Raw genomic sequence first — 26,851 nt, 5'->3', positions numbered from 1 at the left:
CGTCCGGGTGCGGCTGCCTCACGCGCTGAGGGCCGGACCGTCCCCCGGTCGACCGACACTCGTGTAGCAAAACCCGTGGCGACGCGCCGTTTCCGGTTCGTAGATGTTCCGTAAATCGATCAGGACCGGTGTTGCCATGATCGCGCGCAGCCGGGCGAGATCGAGGGCCCGGAAGGCATTCCACTCGGTCACGATCACCACCGCGTCGGCGCCCTCCGCGCAGGCATAGGCGTCGGCGGCGAAGTCCACGCCCGGCATCAGCGGGCGGGCCTGTTCCAGGCCCTCCGGATCGTAGGCGCGCACCTTCGCCCCCGCGTCCTGGAGGCCGGTGGCGATCGCCAGCGACGGGGCCTCGCGCATGTCGTCGGTATCCGGCTTGAAGGTAAGGCCGAGCATGGCCACCGTCTTGCCCCGCACCGACCCGCCGCAGGCGCGGATCACCTTGCGGGCCATCGCGCGCTTGCGGCTGTCGTTGACCGCCACCACGGTCTCGACGATCCGCAGCGGCACCTCGTGGTCCTGCGCGGTCTTCACCAGCGCCAGGGTGTCCTTCGGGAAGCAGGATCCGCCGTAGCCCGGACCCGCGTGGAGGAATTTCGACCCGATCCGTCCGTCGAGGCCGATCCCCCGCGCCACGGCCTGCACGTCCGCGCCGACGGACTCGCACAGTTCGGCGATCTCGTTGATGAATGTGATCTTGGTCGCCAGGAACGCGTTGGCGGCATACTTGGTCAGTTCGGCCGTCCGCCGCCCCATCACGAGGATCGGCGCCGCGTTGAGGTACAGGGGGCGGTAGATCTCGCGCATCACCGCCTCGGCGCGGGGATCGTCCACGCCGATGACGATCCGGTCGGGCCGCTTGAAATCGGAGATGGCGGCGCCCTCGCGCAGGAATTCCGGGTTCGACACCACGGCGAAATCCGCCCCGGGGGCGATCTCGCGCACGATCCGCTCGACCACATCGCCCTCCCCCACCGGGACGGTGGACTTGGTCACGATGACGGTGAAGCCCTTCAAGGATCGGCCGATCTCCTGCGCGGCCTCGCGGACATAGGTCATGTCGGCGAAGCCGTCCCCGCGGCGCGAGGGCGTGCCGACCGCGATGAAGACGGCCTCCGCCTGCGCCACCACCGGGCCGAGTTCCGTCACGAAGGCCAGCCGGCCTTGGGCGACGTTCTCGGCGACGAGGTCGCTCAGGCCCGGCTCGTAGATCGGCATCCGGCCCGCGTTGAGGGCCGCGATCTTCGCGGGATCCTTGTCGACGCAGACGACCGAATGGCCGAAATCCGCGAGGCAAACCCCGGTCACCAGACCGACATAGCCCGATCCGATCACGGCGAGACGCATGCGTTCCTCCTGGGACCTTGGCCGACAAGACGTAGACGATCGAATATTTCCCGAACGCCCATGTGGATCATCCGTGTCAGATGATCGTATCCCGCTCCTGCTCCACGCGCTTGGCGCGCGAATAAGCATTGTCCCAGAGATACGGCTCAACGAGGCTCTTGTACTGAGTCTGCAAGATGTATTTTACCTTTCGCAGGCCCGTGAGCGGCTGCGTCCTGTGATTGGTGTTGGGAAACGATTTGGCGAATTCGGTATAGACTTGAAAATATGCCTCTCCCCACGGGCGGAAGGGCCCATGCCAGGGACGCGGATTCGAGCAGAAGTGCAGCAGATGAGCCGGCACCTCGCGGAAGTGGCTGTAGTTCATGAGGAACGTGGGAAAATTCCACTTCATCGACATCAGGTTCTTGTTGCCGGACAGTATTATATTCAGCGCATCCTGGTCGAAGAACGTAAAATCGTTCGCCTTCCGGTCGAGCAGGATTTTGATCTCCGAACGCAGATCACCGATGACACTTCTCTTCAGTTTCATGACACCGGAATTAAAATACCTCTCGTGATCAGAATCATTGATGTCGAGGGACTGAAAATATCTTTTAATCTTTTTTGCCAATCGCGTGTTGTCGTTGACGATCAACGTCATGGCATCACGCGCCGCCATGAAGTCGTAGTGCGCCAAACTGGGGCCGAACAGGTCTTCGAGAGAATTGGGGACCTGTGTATCGCCATCAATGTAGACGAGGTTTTTGTATTGCGTCGGCAGGGCCTTGTCGAGAAACAACCTGGCATAGGCCAGGGGCACGCCCTCGAGCTCGGCTTGGGGCACGGAGATGAACTTAATCCCATGGGATTCGGATATATCCGCGGCCCGTCGGGTGTTCGTGTTCGGCGCGTCGAAGCACACGATGGCGACATCCGCGCAATCTCGCGGCGTCTTGCTCCGGACCTGAAGGGCGCTCAAGGTTGCCGGAAACAGGTAATTTGAGTCGACAGCGTAGCAAACGCAATTTTCCTGCATTGCCGCCTCCCGCGATGACCGAAATTATTAGTTATTAACTGATTATCATGCGGAATTCTTGAACGTAAATAAAATATTGATCGGATAAATTTACTCGAATAGCTATAGTTCGGAAGCATTTTCTGCGCACGCGACGAAATGGTTCTCGAATCAAAGCGCAGGACGAGAAAGTCTAAATTCGACCTTTCGACCGACTGCCTAATCGAATGTCAGTAAAATCCAACACCGCATGCCCAGCGTGGACCGAAGCCGCCGAGGCTCTACGTCGTCCTTCTGATGATTCGAAATCCATATTCAGAGAGACCGGCTTTTATTCCGATCGGCCTACGCCTCGTCCGCGAAGCCCCGAGAGCCGCGCTCACCCGATCCGCAGGTGCGTCCGCGGCCCGAGCCGCCGCAGCAGCCGCATCAGATCGGCCCGGGCGAGCGCGACGCAGCCCTCCGTGGGGCGGTAGCCGTCCCGGGCGAGGTGCAGGAAGATCGCCGAGCCCCGCCCCTTCCGGATCGGGCCGCGGTTGTAATCGAGGTCGATCACCACGTCGTAGAGCCCGTCGTCCCGCCAGAGCGTCTCGGCGCTGATGCCGGGCGCCGGCAGGCGGATCGGGCGGTTGTAGCGGCGATCCCGGCGGTCGTCGCACCAGCCGTCGCCGGGCCGCGACGGCCGGAGCGGCAGCGCCGTGCGCGGGCGGAGCCCGAGATGGTCGGGCCGGTAGGCGCCGCCCCGCAGCCGGAACCGTCCGCGGGGCGAGCCGCCGTCGCCCTCCCGCTTGTCGACGACGATGCCGCCGGCGCCGAGCGCGCAACGGATCACCGCGGGGCCGACCAGCAGGTGGCCCCGGCACCGGTCGCCGATCACCGCCCGCACGCGGATCTCGCGCACGGTCATGCGCACGGTCATGTCCACGGTCATGCGCACGCCGTTCTCGGCCCGTCGCCGCATCTCCGCCCTCCCCTCAACGCCACGCCGGCCGGGCCGAACCGGCGCGCCTTATGCCCGATATCCGCAGCCGGCTGGATGAAAATTGCGCACAAGGCAATTTCCGGCCACAAAGTGTGCTCTACTCTTGGCTGGAACCCGGGATGCCAACCGGGACTCGGGAGGAACGCGGCCCCTCGCCAGCGCGGGCGGGCACCTTCGGAGTCCCGCCGCGCGGCCCGGCGCCGCAACCAGCCCGTTCGCCGGGGCGTCCTGCGCCTCGACGGCGCATCTGGTGTGGAAACGAAAGCCTCCGCAGAATCGCCGTGATCCTGCCGAGAACCGTTAGTCTTGCGTGCTGCCCCCCGGGAGGATCACCCTCCCCCGCCGGCGGCCTGTCCTGGGGCCCGGACGATGCCGAATGCCTACCGCCTGCTGATCTGCGACGACGACGCGATCCTGCGCGACACCCTCACCGAGCAGCTCGATCTCTGCGACGAGTTCACGGTCTTCACCGAGGCGAACGCCGCGGACGCGATCCGGCGGGTGGCCACGGAGCGCATCGACCTCGCCGTGATGGATGTCGGCCTGCCCGACCTCGACGGGCGCGAGGCCGTGCGCCGGATGCGCGCCGGCGGCTATCGCGGGCCCGTGATCATGCTCACCGCCCAGGATTCCGAGGCCGACCATGTCGAGGGGCTGGAGGCCGGCGCCAACGACTACGTCACCAAGCCGTTCAAGTTCGGCATCCTCCTGGCCCGGATCCGCGCCCACCTGCGCAGCCACGAGGCCTCCGAGGACGCGGTGTTCCAGATCGGCCCCTACACGTTCCGGCCCGGCGCCAAGCTGCTGGTCGGCGAGCGCGGCTCGAAGCTCAAGCTCACCGAGAAGGAGACCGCGATCCTGCGCTTCCTCTACCGGGCCGGCCGGGCCGTGGTGAACCGCGATACGCTGCTCGCGGAGGTCTGGGGCTACAACGCCCACGTCACCACCCACACGCTGGAGACGCATATCTACCGGCTGCGCCAGAAGATCGAGCCGAACCCCGCCACCGCCGCGATCCTCGTGACGGAGGGCGGCGGATACAAGTTGCTGCCCTGACCAAAAGACGTTTTACGTATAGGCGACCAATCGGTTCGCGTATGCGCAGGGTGGTGAGGCGTTCTTGGGGCTCGACGACGATATCGCGATCCTCGCCGCCGCGCCCCTGTTCGGCTTCCTCGACCGGGATGCCCTGCGCCTGCTGACCTTCGCGGCCGAGCGCCGCGAGCTCGCGGATGGCGACCTGCTGTTTGCCCGCGGCGACCCGGCCGATGGCGGCTTCGTGGTGCTGTCGGGCACGATCCGGCTCGACCCCCGGGACGCCCGGACCGAGCCGGTGCGGGCCGGCCGCTCCGCCCTGATCGGGCGGCTCGCCCTGTTCGTGCGCGGGACGCGCCCGACCGTGGCGCGGGCCGAGAGCGCCACCGAGGTCATGCGCATCACCCCGAGCCTGATGCGCCGCGTGCTGGAGGAATTCCCGGAGGCCGCGCAGGCCGTGCACGACACGCTGGCGGACGACCTCGCGGATCTGGTGGCCGATCTCGATCAGGTGCGCGCGCTCCTCGACGTGATCGACGGCATCTCCTCAGGTGACAGCCCCGGTGACCGCTTGTAAGCACGGGCACCCGCCACGAGAGTGTTTCGATCTCCATGTCCCAGGCCGGCAAGCCCCTTTCCGACCACGCCCATTCCGATCTCGCCCAGACCATCGAAGCCGCCTGGGAGGACCGCGCCACGATCTCGACCGCCACGCAGGGCGCGGTGCGCGAGGCCGTCGAGGCGGCGCTCGACCTGCTCGATTCCGGCAAGGCCCGGGTCGCCGAGAAATCCGGCAACCAAGATTGGGTCGTCAACCAGTGGCTGAAGAAGGCGGTGCTGCTCTCCTTCCGCCTCAACGACATGGCGACCATCGCGGGCGGCCCCGGCGGCGCGCCCTGGTGGGACAAGGTCGCCTCCAAGTTCGCAGGCTGGGGCGAGGCCGAGTTCCGCGCCGCGGGCCTGCGCGCCGTGCCGGGCTGCTTCGTGCGCCGCGGCTCCTACATCGCGCCGGGCGCCGTGCTGATGCCGAGCTTCGTCAACCTCGGCGCCCATGTGGGCGAGGGCACCATGGTCGACACCTGGGTGACGATCGGCTCCTGCGCGCAGGTGGGCAAGAACTGCCACATCTCCGGCGGCGCCGGCATCGCGGGCGTGCTGGAGCCGCTCCAGGCCAACCCGGTGATCATCGAGGACGATTGCTTCATCGGCGCCCGCGCCGAGGTGGCCGAGGGCGTGATCGTCGGCCAGGGCAGCGTCCTGTCGATGGGCGTCTATATCGGCGCCTCGACCAAGATCGTGGACCGCACCACCGGCGAGGTGATGTATGGCCGCGTGCCGCCCTACTCGGTGGTGGTCTCGGGCACGATGCCCGGCAAGGCCCTGCCGGACGGTTCGCCCGGCCCGGGCCTGTACTGCGCGGTGATCGTCAAGCGCGTCGATGCCGGCACCCGGTCGAAGACCGCCATCAACGAGCTGCTGCGCACCTGAGGCGCGGTGCCATCAGCCAGGGCTTTGCCCTGGCGACCCACCCAAGGGCACCGCCCCTTGGGATCCCCGATCGGTGGACCGCCGGATGGACACGCAGGCGCTGAACCTCACCGTGGCGGGCCGGGCCGCGCCCACGCCCTGCGACGTGATCGGGCAGGGGCCCGAGGCGCTGCTGCTCCCGGCCCTCTCGACCATCTCGGCCCGGGCCGAGATGCAGGCCCTCGCCCGCGCGCTCGGGGCCGACTACCGCTGCCGCATCCCCGACTGGCCGGGCTTCGGCGCCCGGGAACGGGCACGGGTGCCGCTGGCCCCGGAGACGTTCCACGCCTTCCTGGACGCGCTGCTCGCGGCCGCCCCGGGCCCCTACGCCCTCGGGGTCGCGGCCGGCCACGCCGCCGGCTATCTGGTCGCGGCAGCGCGACGCCATCCCAGAACCTTCGGCCGGCTGGTGCTGGTGGCGCCGACCTGGCGGGGGCCGCTGCCCACCGCGATGCCGGGCCGCGCCCACTGGTTCCCGCGGATCCGCCGGGCCGTGGAGGCGCCGCTCCTCGGCGAGGCGCTCTACCGGATCAACATCAGCCCGCCGATCATCGGCCGGATGATGCGCGCCCACGTCTACGGCGATGCCGCCCGGGTGACGCCGGCCCTGATCCGCGAGAAGCACGCCATCACCCGCCAGCGCAACGGCCGGTTCGGCACCGCGGCCTTCGTCACCGGCGGCCTCGACCCGGTGGGCAGCCGCGCGGCGTTCCTGGAGCTGTTCGCGAACGACCTGCCGCCGGTCCTGGTGCTGCGCCCGGAAGGCGCCCCGCGCCGCTCGGGCGCCGAGATGGACGCGCTCATCGCCTCCGGCCGGGTGACGGGCGCCGCGATCCCCGGGGCGCTCAGCCCGCACGAGGAGCACCCGGACGCCGTCGCGGCCGCGATCCGGAAGCCTGCCTGATCGGATATCCGGGGTTTCCCAGGGGCGAGCCCTTGGGCGGGGTTCAGGGGCGGAGCCCCTGAGGACGACCCCAGGGCTCTGCCCTGGACCCGCGCCCTGGACCCGCGAAAGGTCTCGACCTTTCGAAACCGGGATCGATGGGGGCTCGGGTCAGACAGGCTCTGCCGCTTCTCGGGGGAGGGCGCCCGGGGGATGCTCGGGCGGCATCGTGATCACGCCGCGACGATAGGGGAACCGGGCGCGCTGGAGCGGGTCGGGTCCCGTGAAGATCAGCCGGGTCCGGAACGCCACCGGGCTGACGCAGATCAGGTAGCCCCGTAGCGCGCGCTCATCGGGAACGAACAGCGCCTTGGTCAGATAGCGGTCCCCGGCGCGGACCCAGGCCGGGATCGGCAGGCCCCAGCGCCGGGCCAGATGCTCGCCGACCCCGCCCAGGAAGGCATCGGCCTCGGGCACCCCGAGCCGGTCCGGATCCTGCGCGACGAAGGTCGCCTGCCGGGCCGTGTCGCCATCGGCCGCGTAGAAGGCGTCGAGGAAATCGCGCAGGTGGTGCTCCCAGTCGCCGTCGAGGCGCGCCCGTGCGACCACGTCGGACAGGCTGCGGGGCCTCACGGGCCTGCTCCCACGACGCTTCGGAAGCGGGCTCGGGCCCCCGGCGGCGGTGCCTCGCCGTAGATCGAGCGGTAGAGCCGATCGAGGGTCTCGACGTCGCCGATGTCCAGGTGGGCCGCCAGGGCCCGGGCATCGGTCAGGTCCCGGTCGCCCCGGTCGAGGCTTTCGAGCGCATGGAGCTTCATCGCGCGGAGATAGGACGGTGTCGCGAGGACGGTCCGAAGACCGGGCGTGCCGCCCGTCGGGTAGGTGCCGGCCAACGCGAACAGGGTTTCGTCCTCGTCCAGCGGCGTGAACATGCCGACCGCGTCGTTGAGCCAGTCCCGCTCGAAGCCCATCCGCTCGGCGACGCGCCGGACCGACGGGGCGAGGGCGGCCTCGTCGTAGCCGGCCCGCACCACGGCATCGACATCTTCGGTGGACCGGCGCCACGCGAATTGCAGCATCAGAGCCCCGCCGCCGTAGATGGCGAGTTCGACGAACCGTCCATGGTCGGCCAAGTCTGCGCCCAGCGCCTCCAGGGCTTCGAGGAGTCGGGCGCGGTCGAGCTGCTGAGCCATCGGGGGGTGCCGGAAACGGTTCGCGCAGGGTTCGCGCCTTCGGCCGCCGGGGTCAACAGCGGGAATCCCGCCCCTGGACACGATCCTCCGCCTATGCACGGACTGACCGGGCCGGCTGAACCGTTCGTCCGGCAGCGCGGGGGCATCCCGCGGAAGCGTCCGATAGAGCCCCGGATTCGATGATGCGCCTCCCGCTCCGCCCTGCCCTCCCTTCGGCGATCCTCGTCCTGCTGCTGGCCTCCGCCATCCCGGCCCCGGCCGAAGAGGCGCCCCGCCCTGCCCCGTCGGCGCAGCCCTCGGCCCCGCCCTCCCTCGGCGCCGACACGCTCAAGCCCGGCAAGCCGGCCGTGAAGCCCTATCTCGCCGACGCGGCCCTGCCGGACGCGGTCCAGATCCTGCCGCCGCCCCCCGGCCACGACGCGCCCCTCGACAAGGCCGACCGGGCGGCCTTCGTCAACACCCGCGCCCTCAAGGGCAGCCCCCGCTGGGAGATCGCCGCCAACGACGTGGCCGAGGGCGCCGCCGCGGTGCTGGAGAACTTCGCCTGCGTGCTCGGCACGCGGATCGATCAGGCCCGGGTGCCGGCGGTGATCAACCTGCTGGAGCGCGCCCGCCTCGACCTCGCCCATGCCACCCGGGCCCCGAAGGTGCATTACCGGCGCCTGCGCCCCTTCGTGGGCAACGAGGCCCCGATCTGCGTGATGCGGACCCAGGCGCTCACCGACAGCTTCAGCTACCCGTCCGGCCACGCCACCCAGGGCTGGGCCTACGCGCTGATCCTGGCCGCCCTGGTGCCCGAGAAGGCGACCCCGATCCTGGTGCGCGGGCGGGCCTACGGCGAGAGCCGCGTCGTGTGCGGCGTGCACTGGCTGAGCGACGTGGTGGCGGGGCGCCTGACCGGCACGTCGGTCTTCGCCGCCCTGATGGGCGATCCGACCTTCCGGGCCGACCTGGAGAAGGCCCGCGCCGAACTCCGCGCCGCCATGGCGGGGGCCGGAACGCCCCCCGATCAGGCCACCTGCACCCGGGAGGCCGACGCCCTGCGGGAGCCGCCGCTGGAATTCTAGGCTCGAACAATTCCACTTTTTAAGTCTTCTAAGTGTGTGATTTACAACACGTATTCGCCTTGATCAACAACCCGTGATCGAACCATCGTGAGCCCAGTGCCACTCCAACGGCACACAACAGGGTCTCCGATGTTCATGCGTTCCGCCCGCCTCGGGCTGCTCCTCGCCTCCACGGCCCTCGTGGCGCCCGCCCTCGGCCCTGCCATCGCCCAGGACCGGAGCGTGCAGCTCAACGAGATCTCCGTGGAAGCCGTCGGCCCCGGGCCCGTGGTTCCGGCCGGTGCGGGGCTGGGCGGCAACCTGAGCCTGGGCGACGGCGGCACGGCGGCGACCAGCGGCGGCGGGGGCGGGCCGTCCGGCGTCACCGGCTACGTCGCCCGGATCAGCCCCACCGCCACCAAGACCAACACGCCGCTGATCGAGACCCCGCAATCGGTCTCGGTCGTCACCCGCGAGCAGCTCAACGACCGCAACGTGCAGAGCTTCAGCGACGCGCTGGCCTATGTCCCGGGGGCGAGCATCAACGTGTCGGGCTTCGATCCGCGCTTCGATCAGGTCTTCATCCGCGGCTTCGACGTGCTCTCCAACCAGGGCGTCTACCGCGACGGCCTGCGCCAGATCGGCAGCGGCTTCATCTTCCCGCGCATCGAGCCCTACGGGCTGGAGGCGGTGACGATCCTGCGCGGCCCGTCCTCGGGCCTCTACGGCCTCGGCTCACCGGGCGGCATCCTCGACGTGACGTCGAAGCGCCCGGTCTTCGCGCCCTTCGGCGAGGTCTGGTTCCAGTCCGGCAGCTTCGACCGCTTCCAGGGCAATTTCGACCTCGGCGGCCCGGTCGAGGGCTCGGACGGCACCATGGCGTATCGGCTGACCGGCGTGCGGCGGGAAGCCGGCACCTTCATCGGCCGCGGCACCAACGACGACCAGCTCAACATCGCCCCGGCCTTCACGTGGAAGCCCTCGGCCGACACCACCCTGACTTTCCTGAGCGAGTTCCAGGTCCGCAACACGCCCGCGACCGTATTCTACTACAACGATCCCGGCTTCCGGGTGACCAAGTACTACAGTGGTGACCCGCGCTTCGCCGGCCTCGACCAGACCCAGTACCGGATCGGCTACGCCTTCGAGCACCGGTTCTCGGAGGATCTGATCTTCCGCCAGAACTTCCGGCACTACGGCATCTTCCTCAGCGCCAAGTACACGGGCATCGATTCCATCAACGCGGCGCGCACGCTGGCTTCGCGCTCGACCGGCTACATCCGCGAGGGGCTGGTGCAGCAGACGCTGGACAACCAGCTCGAGGCGCACCTCGTCACCGGCCCGGTCGCCCACACCCTGCTGGCGGGCGTCGACTATGCTCATTACGGCCTGAGCAACCGCTTCGGGGCCGGCCCGGCCCCCGACCTCAACCTGATCACCCAGAATTACGGCCGGCAGTTCATCCCGACGCCGGTGCTGGCCAGCCCGACCCGCCAGGCGCAGGATCAGATCGGCGTCTACATGCAGGACCAGGCCAGGTTCGGCAATTTCATCCTGACCCTGAACGGACGGCACGACTGGGTCAGCCAGGACAACCGCGCGACGCCCGTCAGCGCGGCGACCCGCCAGGACAACACCGCCTTCACGGGCCGCGTCGGCCTGGGCTACGTCCTGGCGCCGGGCCTCGTGCCCTATGCCAGCTACGCCACGACCTTCACGCCGCAGGTGGGCACCGACGTGCGCGGGCAGGCCTTCAAGCCGGCGACCGGCGACCAGATCGAGGCCGGCGTGAAGTACCTGATCCCCGGCACCAACATCCAGACGGCGTTCGCGGGCTTCGACATCGAGCAGTCGAGCATCCTGCGGACCGACCCGACCAACATCGCCTTCCAATCCGCCACCGGCGCCGTGCGCTCCCGCGGCTTCGAGGCCGAGGCGACCGCCAACCTCGCGCCGGGCACGAACCTGACCATCGCCTATACGCACCTCGACTTCCGCTTCGTGCGCCAGACCGCGTTCACGGGGGCGACGCAGGACGGCAACCGCGTCTCCGGCATCCCCGCCGACACCTACGCGTCGTTCCTCACCTACGCGTTTCCGACCTCTTCGCCCCTGCGCGGCCTGACGATCGGCGGCGGCATCCGCTACATCGGCACGAGCTTCGCGGATGACGACAACACGGTCCGCAACCCCACCGTGACGCTCTACGACGCCCTGGTGGCCTACGATTTCGCCGCGATCGACCCGAAGTACCAGGGCCTGCGCGCGCAGATCAACGCGACCAACGTGTTCGACCGGACCTACAACACCTGTGCGTTCGGCAATTGCTTCCGCGGCGCCCCGGCGACGGTGATCGGCAGCCTGATCTACCGCTGGTAGACGGCGTCTGCGCCAAGGGTCGGACGGGTGATCTCGACCCGCCGACCGGTGGTTGAAGGGACACCCTGCCCCCGCGGAACAGCCCCAGGCCGGGGAATTTTGAAACGCTATAAGTGTTTGATAAACAACACATTTTTGTCTTGATTGCGGATCCGTGACGGCAGGATGGGAGCGGACGCGCCGGGGGATGGCGCGGCCGGGATTCTCTCATGTCCATGCGTCGTATCCGTTTCAGCCTGTTCCTCACCGCGACGGCCCTGGCCGGCCCCGCCGCCGCGCAGGTGTCGAACGTGCAGCTCGATGAGCTGAGCGTGGAGACCACCCGCCCGGCGGCCCCGGTTAGCGGCACTATCAGCGGCGGCGCCGCGACCAGCGGCGGGGGCGGGGGGCCATCCGGCATCACCGGCTACGTCGCCCGCGTCAGCCCCACCGCCACCAAGACCAACACGCCGCTGATCGAGACCCCGCAATCGGTCTCGGTCGTCACCCGCGAGCAGCTCAACGACCGCAACGTGCAGACGCTCACCGAGGCCCTGGCCTACACGCCGGGCGCGGCGACCGAGGTCAGCGGCTTCGATCCGCGCTTCGACGCGATCGTCATCCGTGGCTTCGACACCACCTACACGGGCATATACCGGGATGGCCTTCGCCAGATCGCGGCCAACCTCACGATCCCGCGCATCGAGCCCTATGGTCTTGATGCGGTGACCATCCTGCGCGGACCGGCCTCCGGTCTCTATGGTCTTGGCTCCCCCGGCGGCATCCTCGATGCCACCTCCAAGCGCCCGGTCTTCCAGCCGTTCGGCGAAATCTGGTTCCAGGGCGGCAGCTACGACCGCTATCAGGGCAACCTCGACGTCGGCGGTCCCGTCCCTGGCTCAGACGGCACCATGGCCTATCGGCTGATCGGCGTGCGCCGCGAATCCAACACCTTCCTGCGGGGCGCGAAGGACGACCGGCTGAACATCGCCCCGGCCTTCACGTGGAAGCCCTCCGCCGACACGAGCCTGACGCTCCTCGGCGAGTACCAAGCCACGACGCTGCCGGGTACGGCCTTCTTCTACAACGACCCGGGTTTTCGCGTGACCCGCTACTATACGGGTGATGCCCGCTTCAACGACACCAACCAGGAGCAATATCGGATCGGCTACGCCTTCGAGCATAGGGTCACACCGGACCTGATCGTCCGCCAGAATTTCCGTCACTCCGGCACGTTCGTCGACTTCAAATACGTCTCGATCAACTCGATCAACGACAGCCGCACGATCGGCACCCGCTCGACCGGCCGCCTGCGTGAGGCGCTGCATCAGGAAACCCTCGACAACCAGGTCGAGGCTCATTTCACCACCGGCCCGGTGGCCCACACCCTGCTCGCCGGGCTGGACTATGCGCATTACACGTTCGGCACCCGCGCGGGGTTCGGCGATGCGCCAGACATCAACCTCCTGACACGCAACTCCGGCACTCAGCCCATCCCCTCGCCCATCCTGGGCTCGACCGCGCGCCAAGTGCAGGACCAGCTCGGTCTCTACATGCAGGATCAGGCCCGGTTCGGCGACTTCGTGCTGACCCTGAACGGGCGTCAGGACTGGGTGTTTCAGGCGAGCCGCGCCGCGCCCGAGCGCGCGCTGCAGCGCCAGGACGACACCGCCTTCACGGGCCGTGTCGGCCTCGGATACAATCTCGCGCCTGGGCTCGTGCCCTACGCGAGCTACGCTACGGCCTTCGCGCCGCAGCCGGGCATCAGCGTCGTGACCCGCAAGCCGTTCAAGCCCACGGCCAGCGACCAGATCGAGGCGGGCGTCAAATACCTGATCCCCGGCACCAACATCCAGGCGGCGTTCGCGGGCTTCGATATCGTCCAGTCGAGCATCCTGCGCACCGACCCGACCAATCCGGTCAATCAGATCCCGACCGGCGCGGTCCATTCGCACGGCTTCGAGGCCGAGATGACCGCCAACCTCGCGCCAAGCACGAACCTGACCCTCGCCTACACGCATCTCGACATCCGCTACCTGCGGCAGACCTCCGCGACGGGGCAGCCGCTCGACGGGAACTTCGTGTCCGGCATCCCGGGGGATAGCTATACGTCGTTCTTAACCTACGCCTTCCCGGCCTTCTCGCCCCTGCGGGGCCTGACGCTCGGCGGCGGCATCCGCTATCGCGGCACGAGCTACGCCGACGACGCCAACACGGTGCGCAACCCCACGGTCACGCAGTTCGACGCCCTGGTTGCCTACGACTTCGCGGCGATCGACCCAAAGTATCAGGGCCTGCGCGCGCAGATCAACGGCTTCAACATCTTCGACCGAACCTACGCGACTTGCCAGTACAGCTACTGCTACCGCGGTGCCCCCGCGACCGTGATCGGCAGCCTGATCTACCGCTGGTAGCCGACGGGCGGGCAGGAGGCATCGGGACGCCGGCATGGCAGGTCCCCGCCCCCGGCACTGGAGATCGGCGGGCACTTCGTCCTAAGGCCGGAGCCTCGTCCTCCGATCCGGACCCGCCATGCTGTCGACCCTCCCGGTCGTGCTGCCGATCTTCGCGCTCGTCTTCGCCGGGTGGCTCGCCCGGCGGATCGGCGTGCTCGGCGCCGCCGCCACCACGGAACTCAACCGGTTCGTGGTCTTCCTCGCCCTGCCGGCGCTGCTGTTCGACGTCACCGCCCACGCCCATTGGGCCGCCCTCTGGAAGCCCGGCTTCATCGGCGCCTTCGGGTTGAGCAGCCTCGCGGTCTTCGCCTTCACCGTCCTGATCCGGCGCGGGGCCGGGCGCCCCCTGGCGGATGCCGCCCTGGACGGCCTCAACGCCGGCTACGCCAATACCGGCTTCATGGGCTTCCCCCTGGCCCTCGTCGCCTTCGGGCCGGAGGCGCTCGCCCCCACCACGGTGGCGGTGATCCTCACGGTCTGCGCGGTGTTCGCGGTGGCGATCGTGCTGATCGAGACCGGGCTGCGCCGGGCCGATCCGGCGGGCGGGCAAGGGGGCGGGCAGGGCGACAGGGAGGCGGGTCGACGCGTGCCGATCTGGCTCGCGGTCGGCCGCTCGCTGGTGCGCAACCCGCTGCTGGTCGCCCCCGCGCTCGGGGCCCTGGTGCCGAGCCTCGGCCTCGCCGTGCCGGCGCCCGTCGAGACGTTCCTGAAGCTCCTCGGGGGCGCGGCCTCGCCCTGCGCCCTGGTGGCGCTCGGCCTGTTCCTGGCCCAGAAGCGCCGGAGCCGGGGCGGGCAGGGGAGCGGCGCACATGCGCGGATCGCGGCGCTGCTGGTCGGGCTGAAGCTCGCCGCCCATCCGCTGCTGGCCTACGGGCTCGGCCGGTACGTGTTCGACCTACCGCCCCTCCTGCTCCACACCGCTGTGCTGATGGCGGCGCTGCCCACCGGCACCGGGCCGTTCATGCTGGCGGAGTTCTACCGGCGCGAGGCCGACCTGACCGCCACCGTGGTGCTGGTCTCCACCGTGCTGGCGGTGGTCACCGTCTCGGGATATCTGGCGACACTCTGAAACCTGACGACCACGGTCCTGCCGCAGAGGAATCGTAACCCGCGCCGCGTAGCGTGTGGCGCGGCCACCCCGGTCCGCGCTAGAACGATCCTCGAGAACGGGGCGGAACGACGGCGTATGGCGGGTTCGGGTGTTTCACGCGCGGGGCGGATCGCACGCCTCGCCTGCATCGGCGGCCTCTGCGTGGGCCTGTCGGCCTGTTTCCGGCCCCTCTACGGGCCGACCGCCTCGGGCGAATCGGTGCAGGCGCTGCTGGCCTCGGTGCAGGTCGACGACGTCGCGATGGCCCAGGGCCAGGAGCGGCTGGGCCATTACCTGCGCAGTGAATTGGTGTTCGACCTCGACGGCTCGGGCCAGCCCGCGACCAAGCGCTACCGGCTGAAGCTCTCGGGCTCCGAGATCGTGCAGACCCCGATCGTGTCCTCGACCACCGGCCGCGCCGAGGCCGGCACCCTGGTGGCCAACATCAAGTACAGCCTGGAGGACCTCTCGGGCACCAAGGTCTACACCGAGGGCGTGGCGACCTCGACCGCGACCTACGATCGGTCGGTCCAGCGCTTCGCCAGCCAGCGGGCCGCGCGCGACGCCGAGATCCGGCTCGCCAGCGTGCTGTCCGACCAGATCAAGAGCCGGCTGGCCGCCGTGCTGTCGACCAAGCCGTAAGCCGGAATGGTCGCCGTCAAGGCCGGAGAGATCGAGGGGCTGATCCGGCGCGGGCCCGATCCGCGCATTCCGGTGATCCTCGTCTACGGCCCCGATACCGGCTTGGTGACCGAGCGCGCCCGCAAGCTCGCCGAGGATTTCGTCACCGACCCGGCCGATCCCTTCGCGCTGGTGCGGATCGACGGCGACGCCTTGGCGTCCGATCCGGGCCGTCTCTGCGACGAGGCCGGCACGGTGGGCCTGTTCGGCGGGCGCCGGTCGATCTGGGTCCGGCCCGGGAGCCGCAACTATGCGCCGGCCGTCGAGGCGGTGCTGGGCGCGCCGGTGGCCGAGGCTCGCATCGTCGTGGAGGCGGGCGATCTCGCCAAGAACAACCCGCTGCGCACCCTGTGCGAGCGCTCACCCAAGGCGCTGGCGATCCCCTGCTACGCCGATGACGAGCGCACGCTGGCCGACCTGATCGACCGGACCCTTCAGGAGCGCGGCCTGCGAATCGACCGGGCCGCCCGGGAGGTCCTGGCCCGCAGCCTCGGCGGTGACCGCCGGGCGAGCCTGATGGAGATCGAGAAGCTCGCCCTCTACGCGGCCGGGGAGGGGACCGTGACCCTCGATCACGTGGAGGCGATCACCAGCGACGTGGCGGCGAGCGTGCTCAACACGCTGATCGACGCCGCCTTTGACGGGCGCCGGGAAGCGGTGGAGCGTGATTACCGGCGGTTCCGGCACGAGGGCCTGGATCCGGGCGTGGTGCTGGGCTCGGCCCTCCGGCACGCCCTGACGCTGCTGACGACCCGGCTGGACAACCCCGACAAGACGCCGTCCATGATGGTGGCGACATGGCGGGGGCTGCATTTCAAGCGCAAGGCCAGCCTGGAGGGGCAGCTCGGCACCTGGGCGCCCGGCACCCTGCGGCAGGCCGCGGTGGCCCTGCAGGCGGCCGTCCTGGCCTGCCGGCGGGCCGAGCCGGAACTCGCCCATGCGCTGGCCTCCGCGGCGCTGCTGCGGGTCGCGGAAGCGGGCGCCCGCCGGCGGCGGTAAAGAGACCGGATCCGCGCGTTTCCCGCCCCCCTCTACCGGCTACGGGCAACACAGATTTGACGGCCTGGCGGATTCATCCTTTCGCAGGATGAGGCGCGGGCCCCCTCTCCCGTGCGGGAGAGGGACAGGGTGAGGGATGAGAACTTTCAGGAAAAGGCTCAGCCTGTCCCGCATTGATGGCGCGCCCGGTTTTGAACCTTCTCGCCCCTCACCCCAGCCCTCTCCCGCTCGGGAGAGGGGGCCTGTCGCGCTCCGTCATCACCTGCAGGCCCCAAACCTGTATCGCCCGTGGCCGACAGAGGGGAGAGGGAGACGCGGGACGGGCGCCCCATCTTCCTGCAGAAAGGCCCGCGTCAGCCGTCCGAGACCTTGAATCGGTTCAGCAGCCCCTGCAGCTCGTCCTGGGTCTCGTAGCGGATCCGGATCTCGCCCGAAGCCTCGTCCTTCGGCCGGTACGTCACCTCCACCCCCAGCGCCCGCCGGATCCGCAGCTCCAGATCGCGCACCGGCGCCGAGCGCTCGGCCGAGAGGCGGGGGCGGCCGGGGCGGGGGGTCTCGGACGGCTCGGCCTCGGCCGAGGCCAGGGCCTCCACCTGCCGCACCGACAGGCCCTCGGCGACGACCCGGCGGGCCAGACCCTCCGGGTCCTTCACCGCCAGCAGGGCGCGGGCATGGCCGGCGGTCAGCTCGCCCGCGGCCAGGCGGTCCTGCACGGCGGGCGGCAGGTTGAGCAACCGCAGGGTGTTGGCGAGATGGCTGCGGCTCTTGCCCAGGATCTCGGCAAGATCCCGCTGGGTGTACGAAAAGTCCTGCATCAGACGCTCGTAGCCCGAGGCCTCCTCGATCGGGTTGAGGTCGCTGCGCTGGACATTCTCCAGGATGGCGAATTCCAGCGAGGCGCGGTCGTCGATCTCGACCACCACCACCGGCACCTCGTCCAGCCCGGCCCGCTGGGCCGCCCGCCAGCGCCGCTCGCCGGCCACGATCTCGAACGTGCCCGGCACGTCGCCGATCGGGCGGACCACGATCGGCTGGATCAGGCCGCGCTGGGTGATCGAGGTCGCGAGCTCGGCGAGTTCCACCTCACCGAAGCTGCGCCGCGGGTTGCGCGGGTTGGGCCGCAGGAACTCGATGGCGACCTTGCGCTGCCCCTCGACCTTCTCGGGCGCCGGCGCGGCATCGCCGAAATCGCCGATCAGCGCGGCGAGACCGCGCCCCAGCCGGGGTCTTGCCCCCTCTTCCGCCATGCTTGCCACCCGTCTCACACTCCACACGCCCCCCGTTTACCGGGGGTCTTTCTACGCGCCGTTAGGCTGCCGCCGGAACCCGGCCCTCGCGCTGGATCACCTCCGAGGCCAAGCGCAGATAGGCTTGGCTGCCGGCGCATTTCAGGTCGTACAACAGGGCCGGCTTGCCGTGCGAGGGCGCCTCCGAGATCCGCACGTTGCGCGGGATCACGGTCTCGTAAACCTTGTCGCCCATGAAGCCGCGCACATCCGCCACCACTTGGGCGGACAGGTTGTTGCGCGGATCGTACATCGTCAGCACGATGCCCTGGATCGTCAATTTCGGGTTGAGGGCGCCGCGCACCTGCTCGACGGTCCGCAGCAGCTGGCTGAGGCCCTCCAGGGCGAAGAACTCGCATTGCAGCGGCACCAGCACGGCGTCCGCCGCCGCCAGGGCGTTGATGGTCAGCAGGTTCAGCGAGGGCGGGCAGTCGATCAGCACGTAGCTGATCCGGCTCAGGCTCGGTGCCTGGGTCAGGCTCTTGAGCGTACCGCGCAAGCGATGCGCCCGGTCGGGCAGGGTGGCGAGTTCCAGCTCCAGCCCGAGGAGATCCATGGTGGAGGGCGCGATCGACAGCCGCGGCACCGCCGTGGGAATCACCGCCTGGGCGAGCGAGGCTTCGCCCGCCATGACCTCGTAGGTCGAGACCCGCCGGTTCGCCCGGTCGATCCCCAGGCCGGTGGAGGCGTTGCCCTGCGGGTCGAGGTCGATCACCAGCACGTCCTCGCCGATGGCCGCGAGCGCGGTGCCGAGGTTGATCGCCGTCGTGGTCTTGCCGACACCGCCCTTCTGGTTGGCGAGGGCGAGGACACGCACGGGGCGACGCACGGCAGACTCCATTGACCGGTCGGCTGGCTCGCCGAGGATGGCTTCGCTCATCGGTGACTCGGGGCGGCGAGGGCGGTGACGCGCACGATCCGGGCTTCGGAATCGGTCCGGCTCGGCACGAGGTCGTTAACGACTGTCCACTGCGCGGCTGCCTGGGTCAATTCGGCTTGCGCATCCCGGCCCTTCGGAAACAGTCCGGTGGTGCCCGTTTTCAACAATGGCTCCGTCCAAGTGAGGAGTTGGGGCAGGGGGGCAAGCGCCCGGGCACAGACGATCTCGGCGGCTCCGACGTATTCGTCGATCACCGCCTCGATCCGCGCGTTGCGCACCCGGGCCGGCGCCCCGGTGAGCCGGGCCGTCTCCGTGAGGAAGGCGCATTTGCGCGCGTTGCTCTCGACGAGATCGACCCGGATGCCCCGCTCCGCCCCCGCGACGGCAAGGATCAGCCCCGGGATACCGGCGCCGGAGCCCAGATCCAGCCAAGTCTTCGCCTGCGGCGCGAGGTCGAGGAGCTGGAGTGCGTCGTCGATGTGCCGGCTCCAGACCTCCGCCAGGGTGGCGGGGCCGACGAGGTTCTTGATCGGCTGCCACCGCCGGAGCTGGGCGACGTAGAGGTCGAGGCGCTCGGCTGTTTCACGTGAAACACCGGAGGCGGCGAGGACCCGCTTGCGGTCGGGATCGGTCATGGGCGGCTCGGAGATCCGGCGGGACATGCCACCATGGTCCACCCAGCCCACGACCTCATCCTGAGGTGCCGCGCAGCGGCCTCGAAGGAGGGCTCCAGGGACCGCAGTGCCGGCTGGAGGGCTCCTTCGAGGCCTCCGCTACGCTCCGGCACCTCGGGATGAGGGTGTGGGTGGGATGATGCGAGGTTCGCGTCGGGTTCAGCGCGTACTCCCGCTCTCCTCCACCCCATCACCGCCCCACCGCCGTGACCCGCTCCCCCCGCCGGGCATGGGCAGCCAGCAGCGTCAGGGCGGCGGGCGTCACGCCCTCGATCCGGGCCGCCTGCCCCAGCGTGCCGGGCCGGACGGTTTCCAGCTTGGTACGCATCTCGTTGGAGAGGCCGCTGATCGCCGCGTAGTCCAGGCTCGCCGGAAGCCGCACCGCCTCGTCCCGACGGAAGGCCGCGATGTCGGCGTTCTGCCGGTCGAGATAGACCGCGTAGGTCGCGTCAGTCTTCAGTCGGTCGGCGACCAGCGGCGGCACGGCGGCGAGGTCCGGCCAGATCGCCGCGAGATCCCGCCATTCGATCTCCGGATAGGCGAGCAGCTGGAAGGCCGACCGGCGGATGCCGTCGCGGTTCAGGCTGATCCCGTGGGACGCCGCCTGACTCGGCGTCAGGGTCAGAGAATCCAATCGGGTGCGGGCCGTATCGAGCGCCTGCTGAGAAGCGGCGAAATGGGCCGCCCGCGCCGCGCCGACGCAGCCCAGATCGATGCCCCGCGGGGTCAGCCGCGCATCGGCGTTGTCGACCCGCAGGGACAGCCGATACTCCGAGCGCGAGGTGAACATCCGGTACGGCTCGCTGACCCCGTGGGTCACGAGGTCGTCGATCATCACGCCGAGATAGGATTCGGCCCGGTCGAAGGTCGCGGTCGTGAGGCCGCCCGCCCGGCGCGCGGCGTTCAGGCCGGCGACCAGCCCCTGCCCGGCCGCCTCCTCGTAGCCGGTGGTGCCGTTGATCTGCCCCGCCAGGAACAGGCCGGGACAGCGTTTCACCTGCAGGCCCGTATTGAGCTCCCGGGGATCGACGTAATCATACTCGATGGCGTAGCCCGGCCGCAGGATCTCGACCCGCTCCAGGCCCGGGATCAGCCGGACGAGCTCGTGCTGAACCGCCTCGGGCAAGGCCGTGGAGATGCCGTTCGGATAGACGGTGGGATCGTCCAGCCCTTCAGGCTCTAAAAAAATCTGGTGGCCCTCCCGGTCGCCGAAGCGCACCACCTTGTCCTCGATCGACGGGCAGTAGCGCGGGCCCCGGCTGGCGATGCCGCCGGAATACATCGGCGAGCGGTGCAGGTTGGCGCGGATCAGGTCGTGGACCGCCTGGGTGGTCCGGGTGATGCCGCAACGGATCTGCGGATTGGTGATGCGTTCCGTCAGCGTCGAGAACGGCACCGGATCGGCATCGGCGTCCTGCATCTCCAGGCCGGACCAGTCGATGGTCCTGCCGTCGAGGCGCGGGGGCGTTCCGGTCTTGAGGCGCCCCAGGCGCAGGCCGAGGCGGTCGAGGGTCCGGGCCAACCCCACGGCGGGGGCTTCGCCGACCCGGCCGGCCGGAATCTGGCGCTCGCCGATATGGATCAGGCCGCGCAGGAAGGTGCCGGTGGTCAGCACCACCGCGCCGCAGGCGAGGCTGCGCCCGTCCGCCAGGACGAGACCTTGGATGTGGCCTTCCGCGTCGAGGACCAGATCCTCGCAGGCGCCCGCCACCACGGTCAGGCCCGGGGTCCCGGCGATGGCCGCCTGCATGGCGGCGGCGTAGAGCTTCCGGTCGGCCTGGGTCCGGGGCCCGCGCACCGCCGGACCCTTCCGGCGGTTGAGCAGGCGGAACTGGATGCCGGCGGCATCCGCGACCCGGCCCATCAGCCCGTCCAGGGCATCGACCTCGCGTACGAGATGCCCCTTGCCGAGGCCGCCGATCGCCGGGTTGCACGACATGGCGCCGATCGTGGCCGGATCATGGGTGACCAGGGCGGTGCGCGCCCCGCAGCGCGCCGCGGCGGCGGCGGCCTCGACGCCGGCATGGCCGCCGCCGACGACCGCGACATCGAACCGGTCGGGGGAGGGGATGGGCATCGGGGCTCGAACAGATCTGCAGATGTGTTGCCGGGCCGGTCCCAACGGGGACAGCATGGCCCGGACAGGCTGCCTGCCGGTCTAAAGGTGGGCGGGCGCGTGGGTCAACGGGCCCGCAACAGGCAGGCGAGCCCGGGCCGGTCGCGACCCGCCCAGCACGACGGGCGAATACAGTATTTTAAACGCATCCGCCATGCATCGAGAATAGACAGACGTGCTTTACTTTTCATCAAGCAATGAAGACTTGTACAACGCCGCTTGCCAGCGGATTCCGCCCGTGCAAACCTGTCCCGTCCCCGATTCCTGGCCGAGCGCCCGTGCCCGGCAGGCACCCGGGCGACCTCGCTTCGCAGCGTCGCTCGGCGACGCGCGGTGGGGGAGACGACGATGTCCTCGCTCACGATCGGCCTGGGGGCCGCCTGCTGTGCGGCTGGCGCGGCCGCCCATTTCCTCGACACCAGCCATCGCAAGGAAGGCCTGTTCGGCCTCGCGGCCTTCGCCCTGCTGCTGACCGGGATGTACCTGACCCGCTCGTAGGGGCTGTTCGCCCCGCGATCCCGGGTTACCAAAGGGCGAGCCCCAGCCCTTTTAAGGTGTTTGGCGGTCTGATCGGATGCATCACCCTTTTCCCGGGCGCATGCAGCGTCAGCGGAATGCGACCCGGGACCCAGCGCACGACGTCGCGCAGCGTCGATCGGGATCGACCTGTGCCGCTGGCGCGGCACTTCTCATGCTGGATCCCGGATCAGGTTCCGCTGGCGCTCCACCTGTCCGGGAAAGGGCGCGCGGTGCCGGCGATGCACGCTCGGCCAAACACCTTAACAGGGTTGGGGCGAACCCTTTGGCAGGGGTTCGGGGGCGGAACCCCTGGGACCCGCGAACGGTCTCGCCCTTTCGAAACCGGGGCTCAGCCCGTCATGGCCGTGGCCGTGTAGCCGGCCTTGGCGAGGGCGTCGGCGATCGCCAGCGCCTGGGCGTCGGTGCGGATCGCCACCTGCCCCGTTGGCCGGTCCACCTGAACCTCCGCCGCCGGGTCGAGGCGCTTCACCGTGCGGGTCACCGCGGCGGCGCAGCCGTCGCAGGTCATGCCATCCACCCGCATCAGCAGGTCGGCGCGCGTCGCATCCATGTCGGCCTCCGTGAACTGGATCGCCGAAATGTCGGGGCTCGATGCGGCCCGCGCAAGCCGGAGATCAGAACAGCGCCGGCATCCGGAACGCGTAATCGATCCGCAGGCCGAACTGGTACTGGTTCGGGTTGCCAAACGGCCGGCGCACCAGCGGGCTGTCGCCGGAAGCCCCCAGGATCCGGGTGTAGCCGGCATAGGCCGTGTAGGCCCAGGTCTCGCTCTGCGTGTAGGTCACGCCGCCGAGCACCCCCGCGGAGTAGAAGCTCGCCGGATCGTACGGGGTGACGCGGCCGTTGAGCGCGGCCTCGATCGGCGACACGCCGAAGTACTTCCGAGCGTAGCTGGCATCGCCGATGTTGAAGCGCGGCCCGATCGAGAACAGGAACTTGTCCACCGGGATCAGATAATCGGCAGCCACCGAGCCGACCGTGCCGTGATGCCCGTAGACCCCCTGCCGGGCCTCCACGCGGGTGCGGATGAAGGAGACGGGGTAGAACTCCGCGAACACCCCGGGTTCCACGGCGAAGCGTGCATCGCGGAAGCCGAACAGGTGCCGCCGGTCGTCGCCGTAGTAGCGCCCCGGCACGAACCGCGCGGTCGGGCCGATCCGGAACGTGCCGTTGTCGAACAGGGCGAAGCTGAAGCCGTCGTCCGGCGTCGAGAAGCGGCGCGGTTCGCCCACCTTCCGGATGTCGACCGAGGGATAGAACACCGCCGTGTAGTCGCTCGCGCCGGGGTAGCGCGGGATCGCCTGAATCGAGCCGCTCAGCGTCACGATCCAGGTGTTGGGATCGACCATGGTGAAGGTCGGCGCCGCCCGCGGAAGATCAGCAGTGAGATCGGCCGCCCGGGACACGGTCGTCCCACAGACGGCCAGGAGCGCGCTGGCACCGAGAACGGTGCAAAGTCGGGGCTTACGCGGAGGTACGGAGCTCATGGCCACGCTTTATGGCGCCTTTTGCTGACCCGTGCATTTGCGACGCGCGCAACTCATCCCATACGGCCACGCAATCGCGCGCGCCGTGATGATTCCGCAACGTTCCAGCGGGCGCGGGCGTCACACCGCACGGAATTAACAGGTGCCCGATTGAGGAGCGCCACCCCACGGCCTTGCCGCGCCGGTCCCTCCGGGCCATTGATCGACGGATTCGATTCGCGCCCGGCGGGGCTTCGCGCGGGATCTTCCCGGCGACCGGCGCGCGAGTCCGGCAGGTGTTCAGACGATGGTCCCGGTCCTCGGCCGGTACGCGGGGCTGTTGACGGTCGCCCTCATCGGGCTCGTCGTGTTCGGGCCGCTCGCCGTGTTCCTGCCGCTCTGGAGTGCCCTGACGCTCGGTGCCGTGGCGACCGCGGCGACCGGCCTCGCCCTCACCCGCATCAAGACCCTGACGGCACGCTGCGAGAAACTGTCGGGCGAGGTCGATCTCCTGTCCCGCCGCCTGCTGAAGGTCGAAACCACCAGCGCCAAGCCGGCCCCCGAATCCGGTGAGGCGGCGCTCCGGGCTCAGATCGACGAGCTGACCGTCGAGTTCGGCCTGCTCTCGGGCATCGTGCGCGACCTCACCGCGGTGGTGAGCACGCAGGATGCCGAGATCGCGAGCCTCAAGGCCAAGCCCGTACCGGTCGCTCCCGTACCGGTCGCCCCCGCGCCGGTCGCCCCCGCGCCGGTCATGCCGGAGCCGATCGCGCCAGCGCCGGTCGCTGCCGCTCCCCGGGCACCGGCGCGGCCGGCCGCCTTCGCGCCGCCCGCCCTTCAGCCGCCCGCCCCCGAGCCGCAGGCATCCGCGCCGATCCCCCCGCGGCCGATCCCGCCGCGGCCGGTTCAGAGCCGGCCGATCCCGCCCCGCCCGGCGCGGGACCCGGCGGGCGAGGCCGAGATCATCCAGGCCTTCGAGGAGGATGGGCTGGAGATCCACCTGCAGCCGGTGGTCAGCCTGCCCCAGCGCAAGGTCGTGGCCTACGAGGCGCTGGCGCGGCTGCGGATCGGCGGTCTCAACCCTGCGGCCCCGGCCGAGCCGGAGACGTTCCTGCCGGTGCTGGAGCGCTACGGCCGGACCACCGAACTCGACCGCCGCATGCTGCAGCGAGCCTCCCTGGTGGTGCGCCACCTCGCCCGCCGCGGCAGCGACACCCTGCTGACCTACAGCCTCTCGCCGCTCTCGCTGTTCGAGCCCGGCCTGCTGCGCGAGCTCGGCCGCACGGTGGCGGAGGATCCGTCGCTCGCCGGGCTGGTGATCGCCCTGCCGCAGGCGAGCTGGCGGGGCCTCGATGCCGGCCAGCGCGGCCTGCTGATGCCCCTGCGCGGACGAATCGGCTTCAGCCTCGACCGGCCGGACGACCTGCGCTTCGACGCGGTGGAACTCGCCGCCCTCGGCATCGGCCAGGTCCGGGTGCCGGCCGCGATGCTGCTGCGGCCGCAGGTGGGGCGCCCCCTGTCGGATATCGCCGTCGAGGACACGGGTCCGGCCTTGGCGCGGGTTGGGATCCGCCTCGTCGCAACGGGCGTCGGCGACGAGGCCGACGTCCCCGACCTGATCGACCTCGACGTGCCCTTCGCGCAGGGCGCGGCCTTCGCGGCGCCCCGCCCGGTGCGGGCCGAGGTCCTGACCGCACCGCCCGAGACCCCGGCGCCCCCCACCGAGCCGGGCCCCGAGCGGCGGCCCTTCCGCTCGGTCCTGCGCCGGGCGGTTTGAGGTCCCGCACAAGCCCGGATCGCGATATCAGGGGCTCCGCCCCCGAACCCCGCCAAAGGGCTGAGCCCTTTGGAAACCCGGACCTACCAGTAGATCTGCAGGCGCCCGACCACGGTATCGACCGAGAACGGCGCACGCCCGACCGTGTCGGCCGAGGCCTCGCCCGGCCGCACGCGGCCGTGGATGTAGTTGGCGATCAGGCGGAGGTTGGGCTCGGGATACCAGCTCAGGCCGAGCGTCGCGTCCCGCTCGAGGCCGCCGCGGAAGCCCCGGGCGTCGAGGTCGATGGTGCTGTAGCGGGCCGCCAGCTCGAACACGCCGATCCCGCCCCGGGAGACCCGCTGGCCCTCCGCCACGGTGACACCCTTGAAGGTCGCGTAGGTGGTGCCGCCTTTCGGGGTGAGCGCGTAGCCGCGTCCCTCTCCGTTCAGCACCCAGGCGGCCTCCACGTAGCCGCCCTGGAAGCCGAGACCCGGGGCGCCCCCCCCGGGGCCGCCGAAGCGCTCGATCTCCGCACGGATGTACTCGGCCTGCACCAGGAACGGGCCGTTGCGATAGGCGAATTCCGCGCCGATCCGCGATACGCTCGCCGCGTCGGGCAGGTCTCCGGTATTCACGAAGGAGCGGGTGAACAGGGCCGCCTCCGGGGTGGTGGAGAAGCTGAAATCGCCATCCCCCCGGGAGCGGCGGCGATAGATCCCGGCGAGCCCGACATGCAGGGTCTCGCGCTCCTCCAGGATCGGCGCCCAGGTCGCCCGGCCCGCGGCCGCGATCCCGTCCCCCGTGATGCCGTTGCTGGCCGCGTTGCCGAACACCCCGGCCACCGCGGTCCAGGCCTGGCCATGCTGGCCGATGGCGAAGCCGAACCGGCGGTCCGGCACGAAGGCGTTGGCCAGGGAGCGCTCGACGAACAGCGTGTCGTTGTTGCTCTGCAGCCATTCGAGGCTCAGCGGCACCTTCATGTTGCCGAGCGTCACGATCGTGTCGGGCAGCCCCTTCCAGGCCACGAAGGCATCGTTGATCGGCAGCACGGGATCGCTGAAATCGTACTGGAAGGCGATCACCCAGTCCCGGCCGATCGTGAGCGTCGGCTCGATCCAGGAGCGGCGCACCACGAAGTTGTCGGGGAAGGCCTCCGGCCCCTCGGGCCGGCTGAAGCGCGCCCCACCGGCATCGAGGTGGAGCCGGCCCCCGATCTGGAGCGTGACGTCCGACTCCGGGAAGGTCAGGCTCAAGCCCTTCTCGTCGTAGCGCAGGCGCTCGCCGTAGGGCCCCGCCATGCCCTCGATGGCATCGCCGGCGCGCGCGGGGGCCGCGCAGGCGAGGGTGGCGGCCAGGAAGGCTGGGGCCGGGCGTACTCTGATCACACCGCGAGCAGAGAGCAGGTCGCTGCCGCAACGCCAACATCATGGGATTGGACGGCACGCGATATTCTACCGGGGTGGCTCGGCGGCCACGGGTATCGGGATCTCGAACCGGGCAGGGACAGGGGGATTCCAAAGGGATCATCCCTTTGGT

24 protein-coding genes are annotated in these 26,851 nt (G+C 69.9%); 12 read left to right on the top strand and 12 right to left on the bottom strand.

Annotation, left to right across the window (positions count from 1 at the left end):
• Positions 1-18: 18 nt before the first annotated feature.
• From AAHG09_RS16725 to AAHG09_RS16715, 3 genes are all read right to left on the bottom strand, one after another.
• Positions 19-1,347: a UDP-glucose dehydrogenase family protein gene (locus AAHG09_RS16725; protein WP_342108579.1), complete on the bottom strand. Its 1,329-nt coding sequence runs from the start codon at positions 1,345-1,347 to the stop codon at positions 19-21.
• A 76-nt stretch (positions 1,348-1,423) separates the two neighbouring features.
• Complete coding sequence (locus AAHG09_RS16720; RefSeq protein WP_342108578.1) at positions 1,424-2,365, bottom strand: glycosyltransferase family 8 protein; 942 nt, start codon at positions 2,363-2,365, stop codon at positions 1,424-1,426.
• A 358-nt stretch (positions 2,366-2,723) separates the two neighbouring features.
• Positions 2,724-3,251 carry a L,D-transpeptidase family protein gene (locus tag AAHG09_RS16715; protein WP_342108741.1) on the bottom strand — a complete coding sequence of 176 codons (528 nt, stop codon included), beginning with the start codon at positions 3,249-3,251 and terminating at the stop codon, positions 2,724-2,726.
• Between the two features lie 444 nt (positions 3,252-3,695).
• On the opposite strand from AAHG09_RS16715, the gene AAHG09_RS16710 reads away from it, so the two are divergent.
• The 4 genes from AAHG09_RS16710 to AAHG09_RS16695 all read left to right on the top strand — a co-directional run bounded on the left by AAHG09_RS16710 (position 3,696) and on the right by AAHG09_RS16695 (position 6,792).
• On the top strand, positions 3,696-4,382 hold the full coding sequence (locus AAHG09_RS16710) for a response regulator transcription factor (protein ID WP_342108577.1): 687 nt from the start codon (positions 3,696-3,698) through the stop codon (positions 4,380-4,382).
• A 64-nt stretch (positions 4,383-4,446) separates the two neighbouring features.
• Positions 4,447-4,938, top strand: a complete 492-nt coding sequence (locus AAHG09_RS16705; protein ID WP_342108576.1) for a cyclic nucleotide-binding domain-containing protein — start codon at positions 4,447-4,449, stop codon at positions 4,936-4,938.
• Positions 4,939-4,973: 35 nt separating this feature from the next.
• Entirely contained in the window at positions 4,974-5,849 is an 876-nt protein-coding gene (gene dapD / locus AAHG09_RS16700; RefSeq protein WP_342108575.1) for a 2,3,4,5-tetrahydropyridine-2,6-dicarboxylate N-succinyltransferase, read from the top strand.
• A gap of 85 nt (positions 5,850-5,934) precedes the next feature.
• Entirely contained in the window at positions 5,935-6,792 is an 858-nt protein-coding gene (locus tag AAHG09_RS16695; RefSeq protein ID WP_342108740.1) for an alpha/beta fold hydrolase, read from the top strand.
• A 150-nt stretch (positions 6,793-6,942) separates the two neighbouring features.
• Here AAHG09_RS16695 and AAHG09_RS16690 read toward each other — a convergent pair whose 3' ends face one another.
• Positions 6,943-7,404 (bottom strand): hypothetical protein, encoded by a 462-nt coding sequence (locus AAHG09_RS16690; RefSeq protein ID WP_342108574.1) that lies wholly within the window; start codon positions 7,402-7,404, stop codon positions 6,943-6,945.
• Positions 7,401-7,964 (bottom strand): hypothetical protein, encoded by a 564-nt coding sequence (locus AAHG09_RS16685; protein WP_342108573.1) that lies wholly within the window; start codon positions 7,962-7,964, stop codon positions 7,401-7,403. The genes AAHG09_RS16690 and AAHG09_RS16685 overlap by 4 nt, the downstream gene beginning before the upstream one ends.
• Before the next feature lie 179 nt (positions 7,965-8,143).
• Here AAHG09_RS16685 and AAHG09_RS16680 point away from each other — a divergent pair, with 179 nt between their 5' ends.
• The 6 genes from AAHG09_RS16680 (at position 8,144) to holA (ending at position 16,594) form a co-directional block, all read left to right on the top strand.
• Positions 8,144-9,031 (top strand): acid phosphatase, encoded by an 888-nt coding sequence (locus tag AAHG09_RS16680; RefSeq protein ID WP_342108572.1) that lies wholly within the window; start codon positions 8,144-8,146, stop codon positions 9,029-9,031.
• 129 nt (positions 9,032-9,160) lie between these two features.
• The gene (locus AAHG09_RS16675; RefSeq protein WP_342108571.1) at positions 9,161-11,389 is read left to right on the top strand and encodes a TonB-dependent siderophore receptor; all 2,229 of its coding nucleotides are present in this window, start codon (positions 9,161-9,163) and stop codon (positions 11,387-11,389) included.
• Positions 11,390-11,598: 209 nt separating this feature from the next.
• Positions 11,599-13,782 (top strand): TonB-dependent siderophore receptor, encoded by a 2,184-nt coding sequence (locus AAHG09_RS16670; RefSeq protein ID WP_342108570.1) that lies wholly within the window; start codon positions 11,599-11,601, stop codon positions 13,780-13,782.
• Between the two features lie 118 nt (positions 13,783-13,900).
• Positions 13,901-14,893, top strand: coding sequence for an AEC family transporter (locus tag AAHG09_RS16665; RefSeq protein WP_342108569.1), 993 nt, complete (start codon positions 13,901-13,903; stop codon positions 14,891-14,893).
• A 117-nt stretch (positions 14,894-15,010) separates the two neighbouring features.
• Positions 15,011-15,556, top strand: coding sequence for an LPS assembly lipoprotein LptE (gene lptE / locus AAHG09_RS16660; protein WP_342108568.1), 546 nt, complete (start codon positions 15,011-15,013; stop codon positions 15,554-15,556).
• Positions 15,557-15,562: 6 nt separating this feature from the next.
• The gene (gene holA, locus AAHG09_RS16655; RefSeq protein WP_342108567.1) at positions 15,563-16,594 is read left to right on the top strand and encodes a DNA polymerase III subunit delta; all 1,032 of its coding nucleotides are present in this window, start codon (positions 15,563-15,565) and stop codon (positions 16,592-16,594) included.
• A 353-nt stretch (positions 16,595-16,947) separates the two neighbouring features.
• Here holA and AAHG09_RS16650 read toward each other — a convergent pair whose 3' ends face one another.
• The 4 genes from AAHG09_RS16650 to mnmG all read right to left on the bottom strand — a co-directional run bounded on the left by AAHG09_RS16650 (position 16,948) and on the right by mnmG (position 21,511).
• Positions 16,948-17,841 carry a ParB/RepB/Spo0J family partition protein gene (locus tag AAHG09_RS16650; protein ID WP_342108566.1) on the bottom strand — a complete coding sequence of 298 codons (894 nt, stop codon included), beginning with the start codon at positions 17,839-17,841 and terminating at the stop codon, positions 16,948-16,950.
• 61 nt (positions 17,842-17,902) lie between these two features.
• Positions 17,903-18,760, bottom strand: a complete 858-nt coding sequence (locus AAHG09_RS16645) for a ParA family protein (RefSeq protein WP_279602319.1) — start codon at positions 18,758-18,760, stop codon at positions 17,903-17,905.
• A complete protein-coding gene (gene rsmG / locus AAHG09_RS16640) occupies positions 18,757-19,395 on the bottom strand; it encodes a 16S rRNA (guanine(527)-N(7))-methyltransferase RsmG (protein ID WP_342108565.1) in 639 nt (212 codons plus the stop codon). The genes AAHG09_RS16645 and rsmG overlap by 4 nt, the downstream gene beginning before the upstream one ends.
• 229 nt (positions 19,396-19,624) lie before the next feature.
• Positions 19,625-21,511 carry a tRNA uridine-5-carboxymethylaminomethyl(34) synthesis enzyme MnmG gene (gene mnmG, locus AAHG09_RS16635; protein WP_342108564.1) on the bottom strand — a complete coding sequence of 629 codons (1,887 nt, stop codon included), beginning with the start codon at positions 21,509-21,511 and terminating at the stop codon, positions 19,625-19,627.
• Positions 21,512-21,898: 387 nt separating this feature from the next.
• On the opposite strand from mnmG, the gene AAHG09_RS16630 reads away from it, so the two are divergent.
• Entirely contained in the window at positions 21,899-22,048 is a 150-nt protein-coding gene (locus tag AAHG09_RS16630; protein ID WP_342108563.1) for a hypothetical protein, read from the top strand.
• A 370-nt stretch (positions 22,049-22,418) separates the two neighbouring features.
• Here the strand turns inward: AAHG09_RS16630 and AAHG09_RS16625 are convergent, their stop codons facing one another.
• Entirely contained in the window at positions 22,419-22,640 is a 222-nt protein-coding gene (locus AAHG09_RS16625) for a heavy-metal-associated domain-containing protein (RefSeq protein ID WP_342108562.1), read from the bottom strand.
• Positions 22,641-22,704: 64 nt separating this feature from the next.
• Entirely contained in the window at positions 22,705-23,577 is an 873-nt protein-coding gene (locus AAHG09_RS16620; protein WP_342108561.1) for a MipA/OmpV family protein, read from the bottom strand.
• 286 nt (positions 23,578-23,863) lie between these two features.
• Here AAHG09_RS16620 and AAHG09_RS16615 point away from each other — a divergent pair, with 286 nt between their 5' ends.
• Positions 23,864-25,333, top strand: coding sequence for an EAL domain-containing protein (locus AAHG09_RS16615; RefSeq protein WP_342108560.1), 1,470 nt, complete (start codon positions 23,864-23,866; stop codon positions 25,331-25,333).
• Positions 25,334-25,416: 83 nt separating this feature from the next.
• Here AAHG09_RS16615 and AAHG09_RS16610 read toward each other — a convergent pair whose 3' ends face one another.
• On the bottom strand, positions 25,417-26,700 hold the full coding sequence (locus AAHG09_RS16610) for an OprO/OprP family phosphate-selective porin (protein ID WP_342108559.1): 1,284 nt from the start codon (positions 26,698-26,700) through the stop codon (positions 25,417-25,419).
• Between the last annotated feature and the right edge of the window lie 151 nt (positions 26,701-26,851).

The sequence above is a fragment of the Methylobacterium guangdongense genome, assembly GCF_038442355.1.
Taxonomy (GTDB): Bacteria; Pseudomonadota; Alphaproteobacteria; order Rhizobiales; family Beijerinckiaceae; genus Methylobacterium; species Methylobacterium guangdongense.
Note: the sequence above shows the minus strand (reverse complement) of the source record. Positions and strands in the feature narration are given on the sequence as shown.

What these genes read in the sequence shown, in the direction of transcription:
- AAHG09_RS16725 (WP_342108579.1), bottom strand. Translation starts at nt 1,347, where the DNA reads ATGCGTCTCGCCGTGATCGGATCGGGCTATGTCGGTCTGGTGACCGGG.
- AAHG09_RS16720 (WP_342108578.1), bottom strand. Translation starts at nt 2,365, where the DNA reads ATGCAGGAAAATTGCGTTTGCTACGCTGTCGACTCAAATTACCTGTTT.
- AAHG09_RS16715 (WP_342108741.1), bottom strand. Translation starts at nt 3,251, where the DNA reads ATGACCGTGCGCGAGATCCGCGTGCGGGCGGTGATCGGCGACCGGTGC.
- AAHG09_RS16710 (WP_342108577.1), top strand. Translation starts at nt 3,696, where the DNA reads ATGCCGAATGCCTACCGCCTGCTGATCTGCGACGACGACGCGATCCTG.
- dapD (WP_342108575.1), top strand. Translation starts at nt 4,974, where the DNA reads ATGTCCCAGGCCGGCAAGCCCCTTTCCGACCACGCCCATTCCGATCTC.
- AAHG09_RS16695 (WP_342108740.1), top strand. Translation starts at nt 5,935, where the DNA reads ATGGACACGCAGGCGCTGAACCTCACCGTGGCGGGCCGGGCCGCGCCC.
- AAHG09_RS16685 (WP_342108573.1), bottom strand. Translation starts at nt 7,964, where the DNA reads ATGGCTCAGCAGCTCGACCGCGCCCGACTCCTCGAAGCCCTGGAGGCG.
- AAHG09_RS16680 (WP_342108572.1), top strand. Translation starts at nt 8,144, where the DNA reads ATGATGCGCCTCCCGCTCCGCCCTGCCCTCCCTTCGGCGATCCTCGTC.
- AAHG09_RS16675 (WP_342108571.1), top strand. Translation starts at nt 9,161, where the DNA reads ATGTTCATGCGTTCCGCCCGCCTCGGGCTGCTCCTCGCCTCCACGGCC.
- AAHG09_RS16670 (WP_342108570.1), top strand. Translation starts at nt 11,599, where the DNA reads ATGTCCATGCGTCGTATCCGTTTCAGCCTGTTCCTCACCGCGACGGCC.
- AAHG09_RS16665 (WP_342108569.1), top strand. Translation starts at nt 13,901, where the DNA reads ATGCTGTCGACCCTCCCGGTCGTGCTGCCGATCTTCGCGCTCGTCTTC.
- lptE (WP_342108568.1), top strand. Translation starts at nt 15,011, where the DNA reads ATGGCGGGTTCGGGTGTTTCACGCGCGGGGCGGATCGCACGCCTCGCC.
- holA (WP_342108567.1), top strand. Translation starts at nt 15,563, where the DNA reads ATGGTCGCCGTCAAGGCCGGAGAGATCGAGGGGCTGATCCGGCGCGGG.
- AAHG09_RS16650 (WP_342108566.1), bottom strand. Translation starts at nt 17,841, where the DNA reads ATGGCGGAAGAGGGGGCAAGACCCCGGCTGGGGCGCGGTCTCGCCGCG.
- AAHG09_RS16645 (WP_279602319.1), bottom strand. Translation starts at nt 18,760, where the DNA reads ATGAGCGAAGCCATCCTCGGCGAGCCAGCCGACCGGTCAATGGAGTCT.
- rsmG (WP_342108565.1), bottom strand. Translation starts at nt 19,395, where the DNA reads ATGACCGATCCCGACCGCAAGCGGGTCCTCGCCGCCTCCGGTGTTTCA.
- mnmG (WP_342108564.1), bottom strand. Translation starts at nt 21,511, where the DNA reads ATGCCCATCCCCTCCCCCGACCGGTTCGATGTCGCGGTCGTCGGCGGC.
- AAHG09_RS16630 (WP_342108563.1), top strand. Translation starts at nt 21,899, where the DNA reads ATGTCCTCGCTCACGATCGGCCTGGGGGCCGCCTGCTGTGCGGCTGGC.
- AAHG09_RS16625 (WP_342108562.1), bottom strand. Translation starts at nt 22,640, where the DNA reads ATGGATGCGACGCGCGCCGACCTGCTGATGCGGGTGGATGGCATGACC.
- AAHG09_RS16620 (WP_342108561.1), bottom strand. Translation starts at nt 23,577, where the DNA reads ATGAGCTCCGTACCTCCGCGTAAGCCCCGACTTTGCACCGTTCTCGGT.
- AAHG09_RS16615 (WP_342108560.1), top strand. Translation starts at nt 23,864, where the DNA reads ATGGTCCCGGTCCTCGGCCGGTACGCGGGGCTGTTGACGGTCGCCCTC.